This window comes from Mesorhizobium sp. J18 (assembly GCF_007829525.1).
In the GTDB taxonomy this organism is placed as follows: Bacteria; Pseudomonadota; Alphaproteobacteria; order Rhizobiales; family Rhizobiaceae; genus VLJP01.
The window spans coordinates 26,921-41,269 of sequence record NZ_VLJP01000012.1 but is presented as its reverse complement, the minus strand read 5'-3'; the positions used below and the strand labels follow the sequence as shown (position 1 = coordinate 41,269).

The following is a 14,349-nucleotide window of genomic DNA, read 5'->3' as shown; positions in this document are numbered from 1 at the left end:
GAATCTATGAGAACATAACAGGAACATATATGCTGGAGTGTCGGCATGGCGAAGCTCGCCGTGACGCGGGAGACTGTTTTTGCCCTGCGCCGGGAAATCGCCCGTATCGAAGGCATCCTCCCCGAGCGTTTCGAGACACCGGACGGCAGGGATGCCACCGTGATCCGGCGCGGCGGCATGGCGGTCGATCCCCTGCTGCGCAGCGGGATCAGACGCCTCGATGAGACCTTGGGCGGCGGACTGCCGAAAGCGGCCTTGACGGAGATTCACGGCGGCCAGACCCGTGATGCGGGATGTGTCGCAGGTTTCGCGCTTGCTCTCCTCAGTCTCCTTCTGAAGACATCGCCGCCGGAAGCGCCGGTGCTGTGGGCCGGCACCTCTGAAATCTTCAGCGAGGCCGGCTTTCCTTATGCGGGAGGCTTGCGCGCCTTTTTCGGCATTGATCCAGAAGCCCTTCTCTTTTCCGAGGTGCCGAAAATCCAGGATGCCTTGTGGGTTGCCGAAGAAGCCGCTCGGCTGAAGGCCCTGTCGGCCGTCGTCCTGGAAATCCGCGGCAACCCGGAACGTCTGGACCTCACCGCCACCCGCCGCCTGCATCACCGGGCGCAGGATAGCGGGCGGCCGGTTTTCCTGCTGCGCCAGGCAGCATTGGCCGAACCGACGGCCGCGCCCTGTCGTCTTGTCGTGTCTCCTGCTTCGGCGGCAGCGCGTCAAACCATCATCGGGCCTCTCGCCGGCTCGATCGGCCGCCCCGCCTTCACTGTCGCGGTCAGCAAGAGCCGTACCGCCCTGCCCGGACAATTCACATTGGAGTGGAATCCCGATGAACGCGCATTCGAAGAAAGAAGAAGCGAAGAACGAACCGGGGAGAAACAAAGGACAGAGAATCCTGTCACTTTGGTTCCCGCATCTTTCGGCCGAGCGGATCCTGCGGCAGCGACTGGGACGGTGCTGGCGTTCCAGACCGGCCCGGCACAAGCCCCTCGTCATCAGCCATCGCGACAGGAACGCCCTACGCATCGCCGCTCTCGACGAACAGGCTGAGGCGCTTTCCTTGAAGCGCGGAATGGGGATAGCCGATGCACGTGCCATGCATCCCACGATTGAGGTCGTGGAAGCCGATCCCGACGCCGACCGGCGCCTGCTCGAAAGCCTTGCGGACTGGTGCGACCGTTACACACCTCTGGTTGCCCTCGACGGCCTCGATGGCCTGTTTCTCGACATAACCGGTTGCGCCCATCTCTTCGGTGGCGAAAAGCCCATGCTGGAGGATATGCTGTCGCGTTTCTTCCATCAGGGCTTCGGCGTACGCGCCGGCATTGCCTCGACGGCAGGCGCGGCATGGGCGGCGGCACGGTTTTCCGGCAACCATATTGTCGCTCCCGGCAAAGAAGAGGCCTTTCTTGGCCCTTTGCCCCTGTCGGCGCTGCGCATCGAGCAGGAGAACCGGACCCGTCTCGAAAGTGTCGGCCTGCGCACCGCGGGAGCCGTCATGGCCGCACCCCGCTCGCCGCTCGTCCGCCGTTTCGGCGCGGCGCTGCTTTTGCGTCTCGATCAGGCCCTTGGCCGGCTCGATGAAGCCATATCTCCGCGCCTGCCCGCTGCCCCTCTCTCGGTCGAACGGCAGTTGGCCGAACCCATAACCCAGATCGAGCATGTCCAACTGGTGACGGAATCGCTCGCAACGACGCTCAAGAGTCAGCTTGAGCAGCGCGGCGAGGGCGCAAGGAGGCTTGCCCTCATACTCTTCCGGACCGATGGCGCCGTCAGCCGCATTGCCGTCGGCACCTCGCGTCCCCTGCGGGAGCCGCCGGTAATCCAAAAGCTCTTCCATGAGAAGCTTTCCGCGATCGGACAGGATTTCGATGTCGGCTTCGGTTTCGACCTCATCCGTCTTGCCGTGCTTTCCACCGCTCCGTTCGAGATCCGGCAAGCCGACCTTGTCGGCGAGGCGAATGACGACGATGCCGATATCGCGCTTTTTGCCGATCGCATACGCGCCCGCCTCGGCGAAGAAGCAATCCTGAAGCCCGTCACCGTCGAGAGCCACCTGCCGGAGCGCGCCGTCCTGACGGTGCCTTTTGCCCGTGAGGTGAAGCTGGAAAACAGCGCCGCGAAAAAACCGGGCAAGGCAAGAGATCCGGTCCCACTGTCCGTCTCCCGGCCTGAGCATCCCATCCGCCTCTTCCACTCGCCCGAACCGATCGAGGTGCCTGCAACCGAAGTGCCGGAGGGTCCGCCGCTCCACTTCCGCTGGCGGCGCGCCTTGCATCGCGTCGTGCGCGCCGAAGGCCCGGAGCGCATCGCGGCGGAATGGTGGCGGGAAACCATCCCCAAAATCAAGGTGAAGGATGGCGAGGATCCGGAAGTAGTCCGGAACAGAGTTGCCGCGATGGAAGCGGCGCGCCTTACCCGGGATTATTTTCGGGTCGAGGATACCGAAGGGCGGCGATATTGGCTCTACCGGCAAGGTCTTTACGGAATGTCCGATAAAGCTCCGCGCTGGTTCCTGCACGGGCTGTTCGCGTGAGCGATCAGCTTCCGCCCCGCAGCGAGCCAACCGAGCCCGCCTATATCGAATTCGGCGTCCAGTCGAATTTTTCCTTCCTGCGCGGAGCATCGAGGCCCGAGGAACTGGTCGTGACCGCCTGCCTCCTCGGTCATGCGGGAATGGGGCTTGCCGATCGCAATACGGTCGCCGGCGTCGTGCGCGCGTGGAGCCAGTCGAAATTCATTCACATCGAGAACAAGGGCGAGCCGGAAAAATCTGTCGGACCGGTATACCTGCCCTACCATCCGGGCTGCCGGCTGGTCTTTGCCGACAGCACGCCGGACATTCTCGCCTACCCGCAGGACCGGAAAGGATGGGGGCATCTCTGCCGCATGCTCACCCAGGCGAATATGCGCGAGGAAAGTGAGAAGGGCGCGCCGTTTCTATATCTGGAGGACCTTTTCGAGTGGGGCGACCTGATGTCACTCGCGGTCCTTCCGGCACTGACGGAGCACCCGGAAGACGAACTCGCATTTGTTCGTCGGTTGAAGGACCGCTTTGGCAAAGCCCTGCGGCTTGCCGTCGCCCCGGATTATCGCGGCCATGACCAGTTCCGGATCGAGCAGGCGGCGTGTATGGCCATGGCAGCAGGCGTGCCGCTGATGGCGACCAATGATGTCCTCTACCATGCATCCGGGCGGCGTCCGCTGCAGGACGTGCTGACGGCGATCCGGCTCAATACTCCTGTTTCCGAGGCCGGCTTTGCGCTTGCGGCCAATGCCGAACGCCACATGAAGCCGTCCGCCGAGATGGCTCGCCTTTTCCACCGCTATCCGGAAGCGCTGGCGGAAACGGTGTGCTTTGCGAAGGAACTGAAGTTTTCCCTAAGCGAGCTGAAACACAACTATCCGGACGAGACCACGGAAGAAGGCGTGGACCCGCAAACGGAACTGGAAAAGCTGACCTGGGAAGGCGCCCGAAACCGTTATCCCGACGGAATCCCGCAAAAGGTAGCAGGCCTGATCCGCCACGAGCTTGGGATCGTCGGAGAGAAGAAATACGCGCGGTATTTTCTGACCGTGCACGACATCATCCGCTACGCCCGTTCGGAGGAAGTCGGCATACTGTGCCAGGGACGCGGCTCCGCCGCCAATTCGGTAATCTGCTACTGCCTCGGCATCACCGAGGTCGATCCCAATCTGACGGAAGTTCTCTTCGAGCGCTTCGTCTCGACGGAACGCGACGAGCCGCCGGATATCGATGTCGATTTCGAGCATGAGCGGCGCGATGAGATCATCAGATACATCTATGAGAAATACAGCGAGAAGCGCACCGCTCTCGCGGCCGCCGTGGTCAGCTATCGCGGCCGCTCAGCCCTCCGAGAGGTGGCCAAGGCCATGGGCCTGTCCGAGGATGTAAGGGCCGCCCTTTCCGGATCGATCTGGGGATGGTCGTCGGAGAAACTGGGAGAAAGAGAAGCGAAGGTAGGCGGCATCTCCGGAGACGACCTGATGAAGGCTCACGTCATCAATCTCGCCAACGAACTCATGAAGACGGAGTGCCCTCGCCACCTGTCCCAGCATGTCGGCGGCTTTGTCATCACCAAGGACCGGCTCGACGAGATCGTCCCCATCGTCAAGACGGCCATGGACGAGCGCAAGATGGTCGAATGGGACAAGGACGATCTCGACGCCGTCAGCATTCTGAAGGTCGATGTGCTGGCGCTTGGCATGCTCTCCTGCCTGAAGCGCGCCTTCGATCTACTCGGCGCACATTACGATGCTCGCAATGAGCGAGGTCGGCCAATCGTCGATCTGGATACGATCCCCAAGGAGGATTCCCGTGTCTATGATATGATCTGCCGCGCCGACACGATCGGTGTCTTTCAAGTGGAAAGCCGGGCGCAGATGTCCATGCTGCCGCGGCTAAGGCCCCGTGAATTCTACGATCTGGTCATTGAGGTTGCCATCGTGCGGCCGGGGCCGATCCAGGGCGACATGGTGCATCCTTACCTTCGGCGAAGAATGGGGAAGGAGAAAGTCGAATATCCCGGCCCTGTCCTTGAAAAGATCCTCGAAAGAACACTGGGAGTGCCTCTGTTCCAGGAACAGGCGATGAGTATTGCCATCGAAGCTGCTGGCTTCTCGGCGGACAAAGCCGACAGATTGCGCCGTGCCATGGCCACTTTCCGCCGGATGGGGACCATCGACAAGCTGCGCGAGGAATTTATCGAAGGCATGGTGGGTAATGAATATCCACGCGATTTCGCCGAGCGCTGCTTCAGGCAGATCGAGGGCTTCGGCGACTACGGCTTTCCTGAAAGCCATGCCGCCTCCTTCGCACTCCTGGTCTATGCTTCTTCCTGGTTCAAGACCTTCTATCCGGACGTCTTTTGCGTGGCGATCCTCAATTCCCAGCCCATGGGGTTTTACGCACCGGCCCAACTCGTACGCGACGCGCAGGAGCACGGCGTCGAAATCCGCGATGTCGACATCAACCATTCCGTCTGGGATTGTACGCTGGAGGAAGCACCCTTCGACCCGGAGCGCATCATCGCGCGTCATGCCGAAATGCGGGACGTGATCCTCACAAGGCATGCGGTGAGGCTCGGTTTCCGGCGGATAAAGGGCCTGTCGGAAGACAGGATGGAGGAATTCGTGAGGCGTCGCGGCGACGGTTACGATTCTGTCCGTGATGTCTGGCTTCGTTCCGGCCTCGACATCGATGAGATAGAGAGACTGGCGCAAGCGGACGCCTTCCGCTCCCTCCGCATCGACCGCCGCGCCGCCCTGTGGGCCGTGCGCGCGCTCGACGGGAAGAGCGCCGCCGAAAAACTTCCCCTTTTCGACCGGCCTTCACTGCGCTTGCGCGAACTGGAGCCAGAAACGAAGCTCCCTTCGATGCCACTCGGGGAACATGTGATCCACGACTATCGCGCGCTCGGCCTGTCGCTCAAGGCGCATCCGGTAAGCTTCCTGCGTCCGCGCCTCGACCGCTCGGGGGTCATTCCGAACGCGTTCCTCTCTTCCATGCCGGACGGCAGGCGCGTGACCGTCGCCGGGCTTGTCCTCGTGCGGCAGCGGCCAGGCAACGGCAATGCCATTTTTCTTACGCTGGAGGATGAGAAAGCCATCGCCAACATCATTTTCTGGAAAAGAACCTTCGAACGCTACCGGTCCGTCATCATGGGTGCGCGTTTCGTCCGTGTGACCGGCAAGCTGCAATCGGAATCGGGCGTGATCCATATTGTCGCCGAGAAGATCGAGGACCTGACGGCCTGGCTGGCGGTGCTGCTCGAAGAGGCTGCCGATAGCAACCATGCCGGCGGAGATTCCGCCAGCCGGCAAAAGCAGCCCCCATCGACCGGCCGGGACCTGGCGACGCTGTCGCAAAAGGTTGGAAGCGTCATGCCGAAGGGACGCAATTTCCAGTAGAGTGGGTAAGCTGCTGTCTCGCCCCTCGCCACTGGCCAGGCAGATGCCGCGCTCACGGCTGCGGGCGCGCGGGTGACTCATCCTCGATCTGCCGCGCTTCGGATACCAGCATGATCGGTATGCCGTCCCGGATGGGATATGCAAGACGCGCTGCCTTGGACACGAGCTCCCCCCGCTCTTTGTCAAACCGTAACGGACTCTTGGTCAAAGGGCAGACGAGCAGTTCCAGGAGCTTCGGATCCGTAAGCCCATATGCGCTGCGGCTTTCCTTCACCATTGCTCACCCCGCCGATCTTTAGAGCTTCACTGCAGCTTGTGCGCGAAATCATCGTCGCCGCGCGCCAACACTATTTCAGCAATCGCGATCAGGGTCTCGGCGCGCGCCTTGAGATCTGCCGCCTCCAGAAGCGCCTGCTTCTCCGCCGCCCCGAAAGGAGCCATCATGGAAAGGGCATTGACCAATATTGCATTCTCCGCCCGGCTGACGCTGTCCCAATCCGCCTCGAGATCATTTGCTTCCAGATAGGCTCGGAAAGCCCTCAGAAGAGCCGGACGATCAATATCGACGGGAGCGGAATCCTCATGCAGATCGGTCTCAAAAGGCACCACCCGACATTGCCTGTATGGCGTGCGGACCTTCAATTCCTCGATAACCCGGAAGCGGCAAATCCCGTTAAGCGAAATCAGGTAGCGTCCGTCGCCGGTTTCGGCCAGGGAGACTATGCGGCCCGCGCAACCCACCTCGCAAATCTCCGGCTCGCCGTTCGGCAACCGGCTGTCGTCCAGCCGGGGCTGGATCATGCCAATGACGCGGGACCCCGCCAGGGCTTTGTCGATCATTTCCAGATAGCGCGGCTCGAAAATATTGAGCGGCATGCGGCCGCCGGGAAGCAGAATTGCTTCCGACAAAGGGAAAACAGGTATGGTCTCGGGTAAATCCGCCGCTCGCCTGTAATGGGCATTGCCTGCCTGCACTGCGCCTGCCTCCGTCCTCACCTCATCCTATAGGTGGCGCAGTCCTCCGAAAACTCAATCGCCCGAAGGATCGCGGTCAGGAAAACAATATAGAGGACAGTTTTCGGCGTGCCGCCAGGGTTGCTTCGTCCGCCTGTCCCCAGGCATCGAAGAATTTAAGGAGCTGGGTTCGCGCAGCATCGTCCTGCCAGGCTCGATCCGCCTTTATGATGGCAAGCAGATTGTCCGCCGCCTCTTCGCGCATTCCACGGGCGTTCTGGATCAGGGCGAGATCGAAGCGAGCCTGGTGGTCTTTCGAATTGGCTGCGAGCCGCGCTTCAAGTTCCTTCGCATCGCCCAGGCCGGCCACCTGTTCCGCCAGCGCCAGTTTGGCCCTGACGGCCGCTATCGGGGCGGCATCCCTTCCGGCCTCCGGAGCCCTATCGAGAATTTCGCGGGCGCGGTCCGCCTGGCCGGCCTCGAAAAGAATGTCGGCAAGCCCGGCCAGAGCATCGACATTGTCGGGTGCCTGCTGGAGAATAGCCGAATAGATCTGGGCCGCCGTCTGGTCATCGCCCTCCTGGCGAGCCTGTGCTGCCGCCGCGATCGCCTCGGCGATTTCGTCCTTGCCACTGTCGCCGGCCACCCGGTTGACGAATTCGCGGATCTGGCTCTCGGGAATGGCGCCCATGAAGCCGTCGACGGGCTGCCCGTTCTTGAAGGCGATGACGGCCGGGATTGATTGTATCCCCAGCTGGCCGGCAATAGCCGGATGATCATCGATGTTCATCTTGACGAGCCTGACCCTGCCGCCGGCCTCGGCGACCACCTTCTCCAGCGCCGGCGCCAATTGCTTGCATGGTCCGCACCAGGGTGCCCAGAAATCGACCAGGACCGGCTGCTTGCGCGATTCCTCGATAACGTCGGCGGCAAAGCTCGCTGTGGTCGTGTCCTTGATCGGAGCAGGTGCGGCGGCAGCTTCCGCACCGCCCAGCGAGAAGCCGGCCGTCGCCGGCTTTCCGCCGGTTTCGGCGCTCGCAACATATTGGCCGCCGCCGATCGCATAGGGGTTGTCCTGGTTGCTCATATTCTTCTCTTCCGAATGTGCCGGCTGCCGGGGTCTGGCGCCATGGATTCCCCGACGCCCGCTAAAAGACCAGAATGTGGCCATTATGACGACAGTTTCAAGATCATCGGATGGTGTCCGGTCGCCTCCAGAAAGCGCAGGAGATCGTCTCTTGCAATGGTCGTCGTCGCCTCATTGGTAAGCGGATGGGCATTGATCAGATCATGCTGCATGAGCTTTTCGTCCAATATAATCTTCACCCGTTTTTCGTGATCGTTGATGGCTCCGAGGACCGTTACGGAGCCCGGCGCCACACCGAGAAGCTCCGCCAGCCTTTCGGGCTTGCCGAAGGAGACGCGGCCAGCGGCTCCTATAAGGTTGTGGATCGACTTCAGGTCGACCACTGCGTCCTCCTCCACGGTGACAAGGAAGAAATTGTCTTTCTTGTCCTTCAGGAACAGGTTCTTGGTGTGGCCGCCATCGATCTCGCCGCGCAGAGCCTGGGAATCGGCTACTGTGAAGAGAGGCGGATGGTTGACGGTCTTCACCGTTATGCCGAGATCGGCAAGAAAGGCGAACAGTTCGTCTGGGGATTTCGGCATGGATTCCGTGCAATAGTGAGAAGAATGTTTTTATCCCGTCTAATTGCCGCGACAGGGGATTTGCAAGCCCGGCAAGAATTTTTCAGGCCCGAACGCCCGATTGCCGGCGGCTGCCATCCGCGCACCCTGGCAATCGATTGGCGCTGTCTCAAAACGGAAACCGCAAGAGAATATTTCCCTGTTGCATTCGCCCGCCAGTTCGGCCATATAAGCGCCGCTTGCGGTCGATGGCCGCGCGAGCGGGTGTAGCTCAGGGGTAGAGCACAACCTTGCCAAGGTTGGGGTCGAGGGTTCGAATCCCTTCGCCCGCTCCAGTTTCCAATGTACGGCCCGGAGACATGGGTAACAGATTGTCCCTAAGACATGGGTGACAACCTGGTGCCGAACGGGTCGTCGATGGTCTGCAAGGTTCCCTGCTCCAGATATATCCCAGATCGTGTGCATCACGCTGACGCGCCGAATACCGTCTAAGCGGGGGCACTGCCCTTGCCCGCTTCGGCATTCCTGCTAAAAGTGCCGCCCGAAACGCCGCCTGCGGAGGCGGTGCAAGCTTTACGCGGATCAGCAAATGTCGAAATGGAAAGACGTCAAGAAGGTCGTTCTCGCCTATTCGGGCGGCCTCGATACCTCGATCATCCTGAAATGGCTGCAGACGGAACTCGGTGCAGAGGTCGTCACTTTTACCGCCGATCTCGGCCAGGGCGATGAACTCGAGCCTGCACGACGCAAGGCCGAACAGCTGGGCATCAAGGAAATCTATATCGAGGATCTTCGTGAGGAGTTCATCCGCGATTTCGTCTTCCCGATGTTCCGTGCCAATGCGCTTTACGAGGGTACCTATCTGCTCGGCACTTCCATTGCGCGGCCGCTGATATCGAAGCGGCTGGTCGAAATCGCCGCCGAAACGGGAGCCGACGCCATCGCCCATGGAGCGACCGGCAAAGGCAATGATCAGGTGCGGTTCGAGCTTTCGGCCTATGCGCTCAATCCCGATATCAAGGTGATCGCGCCATGGCGCGACTGGTCGTTCAAGTCACGCACCGATCTCATCAATTTTGCCGAACAGCATCAGATCCAGGTGACGAAGGACAAGAAGGGCGAAGCGCCCTTCTCGGTCGACGCGAACCTGCTTCACTCCTCCTCGGAGGGCAAAGTGCTTGAGGATCCTTGGCAGGAACCTCCTGAATATGTCCATCAGCGCACCATTTCGCCGATGGAGGCGCCCGACGCGGTGACGGAAATCGCCATCACCTTTAGGAAGGGGGACCCGGTCGCGCTGGATGGCAAGGAAATGTCGCCCGCCACGCTTTTCAAGAAGCTTAACGATCTCGGTCGCGACAACGGTATCGGCCGCATCGATCTTGTCGAAAACCGCTTCGTCGGCATGAAGTCCCGGGGCGTCTACGAGACCCCGGGCGGCACGATACTCATCGCGGCGCATCGCGCTATGGAATCGATCACGCTCGACCGTGGGGCCGCGCATCTCAAGGACGAGCTTATGCCGCGCTATGCGGAGCTGATCTATAACGGCTTCTGGTTCTCGCCGGAGCGCGAGATGCTGCAGGCGCTGATCGACAAGAGCCAGGAGGATGTCGAAGGCGAAGTACGTCTGAAACTCTACAAGGGCAATGTCATCGTGACGGGCCGCCGCTCCGACAAGTCTCTCTATTCCGACGCGCTTGTCACCTTCGAGGACGATCGCGGAGCCTATGACCAGAAAGACGCCGAAGGCTTCATCCGCCTGAACGCGCTTCGGCTGCGCACGCTCGCCGCGCGTAAGCGTAAGGACTGAACGACGCACTGCGGCTCCAGCGGGCAGACGACAGGAACAACCTCCGCTCCTTCGCGCAGAAGGCCCTGTTTCGAGGCCAACGCCAGGTTTTTGCGGCGCATCCTGGCTGCCAAGGCGTGCCGAGAGTGCCTCAGCCGTCGATCTCCGCCCCGATGATGGCAATCGCCTGCTGATAGACGCTGGCCGCGTTCCAGCCCTGGAGAGCTCTGAAATTCGGCTCTCCCGGCTGGTAGCCGGCACCGGGACGCCATCCGTGGGCGCGCAGGAAATTGGCAGTGGAGGCGAGCGCATCCGCTTTCGAACGGATCATGTCGACGCGGCCGTCGCCGTCGCCATCCACGCCATATTTCAGGGCATTGCCCGGCAGGAACTGGGTCTGGCCGATTTCGCCATGCGCCGCACCGATCGCCGACGGGCTGAGCGATCCCCGCTCTATCAGAGCCAGAGCGGAATAGAGATGTTCGGTGAAGAATTCGCTTCGCCGGCAGTCATAAGCGAGCGTGGCCACCGCCGACAGGATGTTCTGGTTGCCCATGAAGCCGCCGAATGCGGTTTCCATGCCCCAGATGGCGATCAGCGGTCCAGCCGGAACGCCATAGCGGCGCTCGATTCCTTCAAAAAGTGACGCATATTGCTTCTTCATGCTTTTGCCGCGCGACGTGATCGCATTGGCGCCGCGCTTCTGCATGAATTGGGAAAGCGAGAGCTTGAAGCTTTTCTGGCCGCGGTCGGCGGCGATCGTTTTGCTTGCATAGCGCGTTTCTGCCAGCGCGCTCAGCGCCCTTTCGCCTACGCCCCGGCTGGCGGCCTGCTGGATGAAGGCCGCTTTCCAGTTCTCGAACCCGGCGGAGTTGTTGCCGCATTGCGGTGCCGCCAAGGCGGAAGGTGCCAGAAACAATGATATAATTGATGCGGCCAGGAGCGATGCCTTGAATCGCACTGCCATGCTGCTCTCCACGATAGCTCGATATCTTCGGATCATACCGTCAAAACCTTAAGATTTCTCCCGGCGGATTGTACTTTTCAACCGATACAACCTCTGCGGCCGGTCCGCGATCTCTTTCTCCCGGACCATCTGTCCCGTCGTCTTGCTCGGAACGAAAGCCATCCGGTCCCGTTTTAGCTGCCGAAGGGCATTCAGATGGAGAACATCCATGACAACGCATTTCCTCAAAGCCACAGCCGCTGCGGCGGCGCTTATGGCCCTGACCGGTGCGGCCTCCGCTCAGACGGCCGTAACCGCAACGGCAGATCTCAATATCCGCTCTGGTCCGGGCCCGCAATATCCGGTCGTCGGCGTCATCGGCGCCTCGGGAGAGGCCACGCTGGACGGCTGCATCGAAGGCAGCAAATGGTGCCGGGTCAATGCCGGCGGCGTGGAAGGCTGGGCCTATTCCGACTATCTGACCGCCACATTCGACAGCCGGCAGGTCATCGTCACCGAGCGGCCTGCCGAGGCGGTTCCGCTTGTCACTTATGAATCGACCTCCTCGACCGGCGACGTCCTGGTCGGCCGGGCCGATGGCTCGGTGGCTTCCGGCACGCTGATCGGCCGTTCTTCGGACGTCATGGTGGAACCGGTTGCGGCACCACCGCCGGAGGTTCGCACCTATATAACGTCCAACGAGGTGGATCCCGTCTATCTCGATGGTGAGGTGGTGGTCGGCGCCAGCGTACCGGAAACGGTCGTCATGCGCGAAATCCCCGACTACCAGTACCGTTACTCCTATGTGAACGGTCAGCCGGTTCTGATCGAGCCCCAGTCGCGCCGCATCGTCTATGTGGTCCGGCAATAACAAGCTGGCAATCATCGGCTTGCTCCCGTCGGGCTCACCTCCCGTCCGACGGGGCAAGGTTGACTTCTTCCTGCTTTTCCTGTTTATCCAGCCCGAAATTCAGCGACGAGTTTGAGACTCCGAGCCGCCGACCGGGACGCTTCTCGCCAAGGAGGAGGACGATCCCGGAGGTCAACACCCGGCAGCGCGATGCGCCCCCGGGTGCTTTTTGGTTTTGGCGATTGCTTGGATCGCTGGTCGCAGGGCACTACCTCTCGGGTCGAGACTCGGGAAAGAGGAAGCGGAATGTTTGAATCACTGCAGGAGCGCCTTGGCTCCATCCTGAACGGGCTGACCGGGCGCGGCGCACTTTCGGAGGCCGATGTCTCGGCCGCGCTGCGCGAGGTGCGCCGGGCCTTGATCGAGGCCGACGTGGCGTTGGAGGTGGTGCGCTCCTTCACCGACCGCGTGCGGGAGAAAGCCATCGGAGCGGCGCTTCTCAAATCTGTCAAGCCCGGCCAGATGGTCGTCAAGATCGTTCATGACGAGCTTGTCGAGATGCTGGGCAGCGAGGGCGAGACCATCGACCTCAATGCGCTGGCTCCGGTCGTGATCATGATGGTCGGCCTGCAGGGATCGGGCAAGACGACCACCACGGGCAAGATCGCCAGGCGGCTTTCGGAGCGCCAGGGCAAGAAGGTCCTGATGGCCTCGCTCGACACGCGCCGTCCCGCCGCGCAGGAGCAGCTTCGACAGATCGGCGAACAGGTTTCCATTGCCACGCTGCCGATCGTCCCGAACCAGGGCCCGGTCGATATCGCCCGCCGCGCCGTGCAGGCGGCGAAGCTCGGCGGTCATGACGTCGTCATCCTCGATACGGCCGGCCGCACCCATATCGACGAGCCGCTGATGGCCGAGATGGCCGACATCAAGCGCTCCTCGAACCCGCACGAGATCCTGCTGGTCGCCGATTCGCTGACCGGCCAGGACGCGGTGAACCTCGCCAAGAGCTTCGACGAGCGCGTCGGTATCACCGGCCTCGTATTGACCCGCATGGACGGCGACGGCCGCGGCGGTGCGGCCCTTTCCATGCGCGCCGTCACGGGCAAGCCGATCAAGCTCATCGGTACCGGCGAGAAGATGGATGCGCTGGAGGAGTTCCATCCCAAGCGGATCGCCGACCGCATCCTCGGCATGGGCGACATTGTCAGCCTGGTGGAGAAGGCGGCCGAGACCATCGACGCGGAGAAGGCCGCGGCGATGGCGAAAAAGATGCAGGCCGGCAAGTTCGACCTCGACGACCTCGCCGATCAGCTCCGCCAGATGCAGAAGATGGGGGGCATGGGCGGCATCATGGGCCTGATGCCCGGCATGGCAAAGATGAAGGATCAGATCGCCGCTGCCGGCCTGGACGACAAGATGTTCGCTCGCCAGCTCGCCATCATCTCTTCCATGACGAAGCAGGAACGGGCCAATCCCGACATCCTCAAGCACAGCCGCAAAAAGCGTATCGCCGCTGGCTCCGGCACCGACGCAGCGCAGATCAACAAGCTCCTGAAGATGCACCGCCAGATGGCCGACATGATGAAGGCGATGGGCGGCAAGGGCAAAGGCGGCGGCATGATGCGCAGCCTCATGGGCGGCATGGCGCAGAAGATGGGATTGGGTGGACTCGGAGGCCCGGGGGGCATGATGGGTGGCCTGCCGGATCTGTCGAAAATGGACCCCAAGCAGCTCGAAGCCCTGCAGAAACAGGCGCAGGCGGCGGGTCTCGGCCAGGGCATGAAGGGCCTGCCGGGCGGCTTGCCGGGGCTTCCCGGTCCGGGTGCCGGCTTGCCCGGTCTCGGCGGCGGTTTGCCTGGTCTGCCTAAGAAGAAGTGAGCGGGAGGACGGAATGCAGGATGTGACCGACGCAGGGAATGCGAAACAGGTATTATCGGAACTGCGGGCATCGATAGACAATATCGACGCCGCCCTCATCCATATGCTCGCCGAACGTTTCCGCTGCACCAAGGCCGTCGGTCATCTCAAGGCGACCTACGGACTGCCGCCGGCCGATCCGGCCCGCGAGCAGCACCAGATCGCCCGGCTTCGCCGCCTCGCCAACGAAGCAAATCTCGACCCCGATTTCGCGGAGAAGTTCCTGAACTTCGTGATCCGCGAGGTCATCCGCCATCACGAACAGATCGCCGCCGAAAACGGCGGTTCCGACAACAAAGACTGAATCTCAACGGA

At 61.7% G+C, this 14,349-nt stretch carries 12 protein-coding genes and 1 tRNA gene; 8 read left to right on the top strand and 5 right to left on the bottom strand.

All coding sequences use genetic code 11. The features are described 5' to 3' along the window. Nucleotides 1–45 precede the first annotated feature (45 nt). The 3 genes from L598_RS21715 to L598_RS06135 are packed head-to-tail and all read left to right on the top strand — an operon-like array spanning nucleotide 46 to nucleotide 5,925. A complete protein-coding gene (locus L598_RS21715) occupies nucleotides 46–1,044 on the top strand; it encodes a hypothetical protein (protein WP_246658651.1) in 999 nt (332 codons plus the stop codon). Continuing rightward, complete coding sequence (locus L598_RS06140; RefSeq protein ID WP_246658661.1) at nucleotides 926–2,530, top strand: DNA polymerase Y family protein; 1,605 nt, start codon at nucleotides 926–928, stop codon at nucleotides 2,528–2,530. Before L598_RS21715 ends, L598_RS06140 begins: the two co-directional genes overlap by 119 nt. Next, nucleotides 2,527–5,925 carry an error-prone DNA polymerase gene (locus L598_RS06135; RefSeq protein WP_246658650.1) on the top strand — a complete coding sequence of 1,133 codons (3,399 nt, stop codon included), beginning with the start codon at nucleotides 2,527–2,529 and terminating at the stop codon, nucleotides 5,923–5,925. Before L598_RS06140 ends, L598_RS06135 begins: the two co-directional genes overlap by 4 nt. Nucleotides 5,926–5,977: 52 nt before the next feature. On the opposite strand, the gene L598_RS06130 is transcribed toward L598_RS06135, so the two are convergent. The 4 genes from L598_RS06130 to L598_RS06115 form a co-directional block, all read right to left on the bottom strand. Further along, on the bottom strand, nucleotides 5,978–6,202 hold the full coding sequence (locus tag L598_RS06130; protein ID WP_144861086.1) for a Trm112 family protein: 225 nt from the start codon (nucleotides 6,200–6,202) through the stop codon (nucleotides 5,978–5,980). A 26-nt stretch (nucleotides 6,203–6,228) separates the two neighbouring features. Further along, complete coding sequence (locus tag L598_RS06125; protein WP_144861297.1) at nucleotides 6,229–6,900, bottom strand: LON peptidase substrate-binding domain-containing protein; 672 nt, start codon at nucleotides 6,898–6,900, stop codon at nucleotides 6,229–6,231. Between the two features lie 76 nt (nucleotides 6,901–6,976). Beyond that, a complete protein-coding gene (gene trxA, locus L598_RS06120; protein WP_144861085.1) occupies nucleotides 6,977–7,966 on the bottom strand; it encodes a thioredoxin in 990 nt (329 codons plus the stop codon). A gap of 83 nt (nucleotides 7,967–8,049) precedes the next feature. Continuing rightward, the gene (locus L598_RS06115) at nucleotides 8,050–8,547 is read right to left on the bottom strand and encodes a prolyl-tRNA synthetase associated domain-containing protein (protein ID WP_144861084.1); all 498 of its coding nucleotides are present in this window, start codon (nucleotides 8,545–8,547) and stop codon (nucleotides 8,050–8,052) included. Nucleotides 8,548–8,786: 239 nt separating this feature from the next. Here L598_RS06115 and L598_RS06110 point away from each other — a divergent pair. Then, nucleotides 8,787–8,861: transfer RNA gene (locus L598_RS06110), tRNA-Gly, on the top strand. 254 nt (nucleotides 8,862–9,115) lie between these two features. Continuing rightward, nucleotides 9,116–10,339 carry an argininosuccinate synthase gene (locus tag L598_RS06105; protein ID WP_144861083.1) on the top strand — a complete coding sequence of 408 codons (1,224 nt, stop codon included), beginning with the start codon at nucleotides 9,116–9,118 and terminating at the stop codon, nucleotides 10,337–10,339. Nucleotides 10,340–10,469: 130 nt separating this feature from the next. Here the strand turns inward: L598_RS06105 and L598_RS06100 are convergent, their stop codons facing one another. Further along, nucleotides 10,470–11,285, bottom strand: a complete 816-nt coding sequence (locus L598_RS06100) for a lytic murein transglycosylase (RefSeq protein ID WP_144861082.1) — start codon at nucleotides 11,283–11,285, stop codon at nucleotides 10,470–10,472. 208 nt (nucleotides 11,286–11,493) lie between these two features. Between L598_RS06100 and L598_RS06095 the strand changes: the two genes are divergently transcribed. The 3 genes from L598_RS06095 (at nucleotide 11,494) to L598_RS06085 (ending at nucleotide 14,338) form a co-directional block, all read left to right on the top strand. After that, complete coding sequence (locus tag L598_RS06095; protein ID WP_144861081.1) at nucleotides 11,494–12,135, top strand: DUF1236 domain-containing protein; 642 nt, start codon at nucleotides 11,494–11,496, stop codon at nucleotides 12,133–12,135. A gap of 285 nt (nucleotides 12,136–12,420) precedes the next feature. Then, nucleotides 12,421–13,995 (top strand): signal recognition particle protein, encoded by a 1,575-nt coding sequence (ffh, locus tag L598_RS06090; protein WP_144861080.1) that lies wholly within the window; start codon nucleotides 12,421–12,423, stop codon nucleotides 13,993–13,995. Between the two features lie 13 nt (nucleotides 13,996–14,008). Beyond that, entirely contained in the window at nucleotides 14,009–14,338 is a 330-nt protein-coding gene (locus tag L598_RS06085) for a chorismate mutase (protein WP_144861079.1), read from the top strand. The last annotated feature ends 11 nt before the right edge of the window (nucleotides 14,339–14,349 follow it).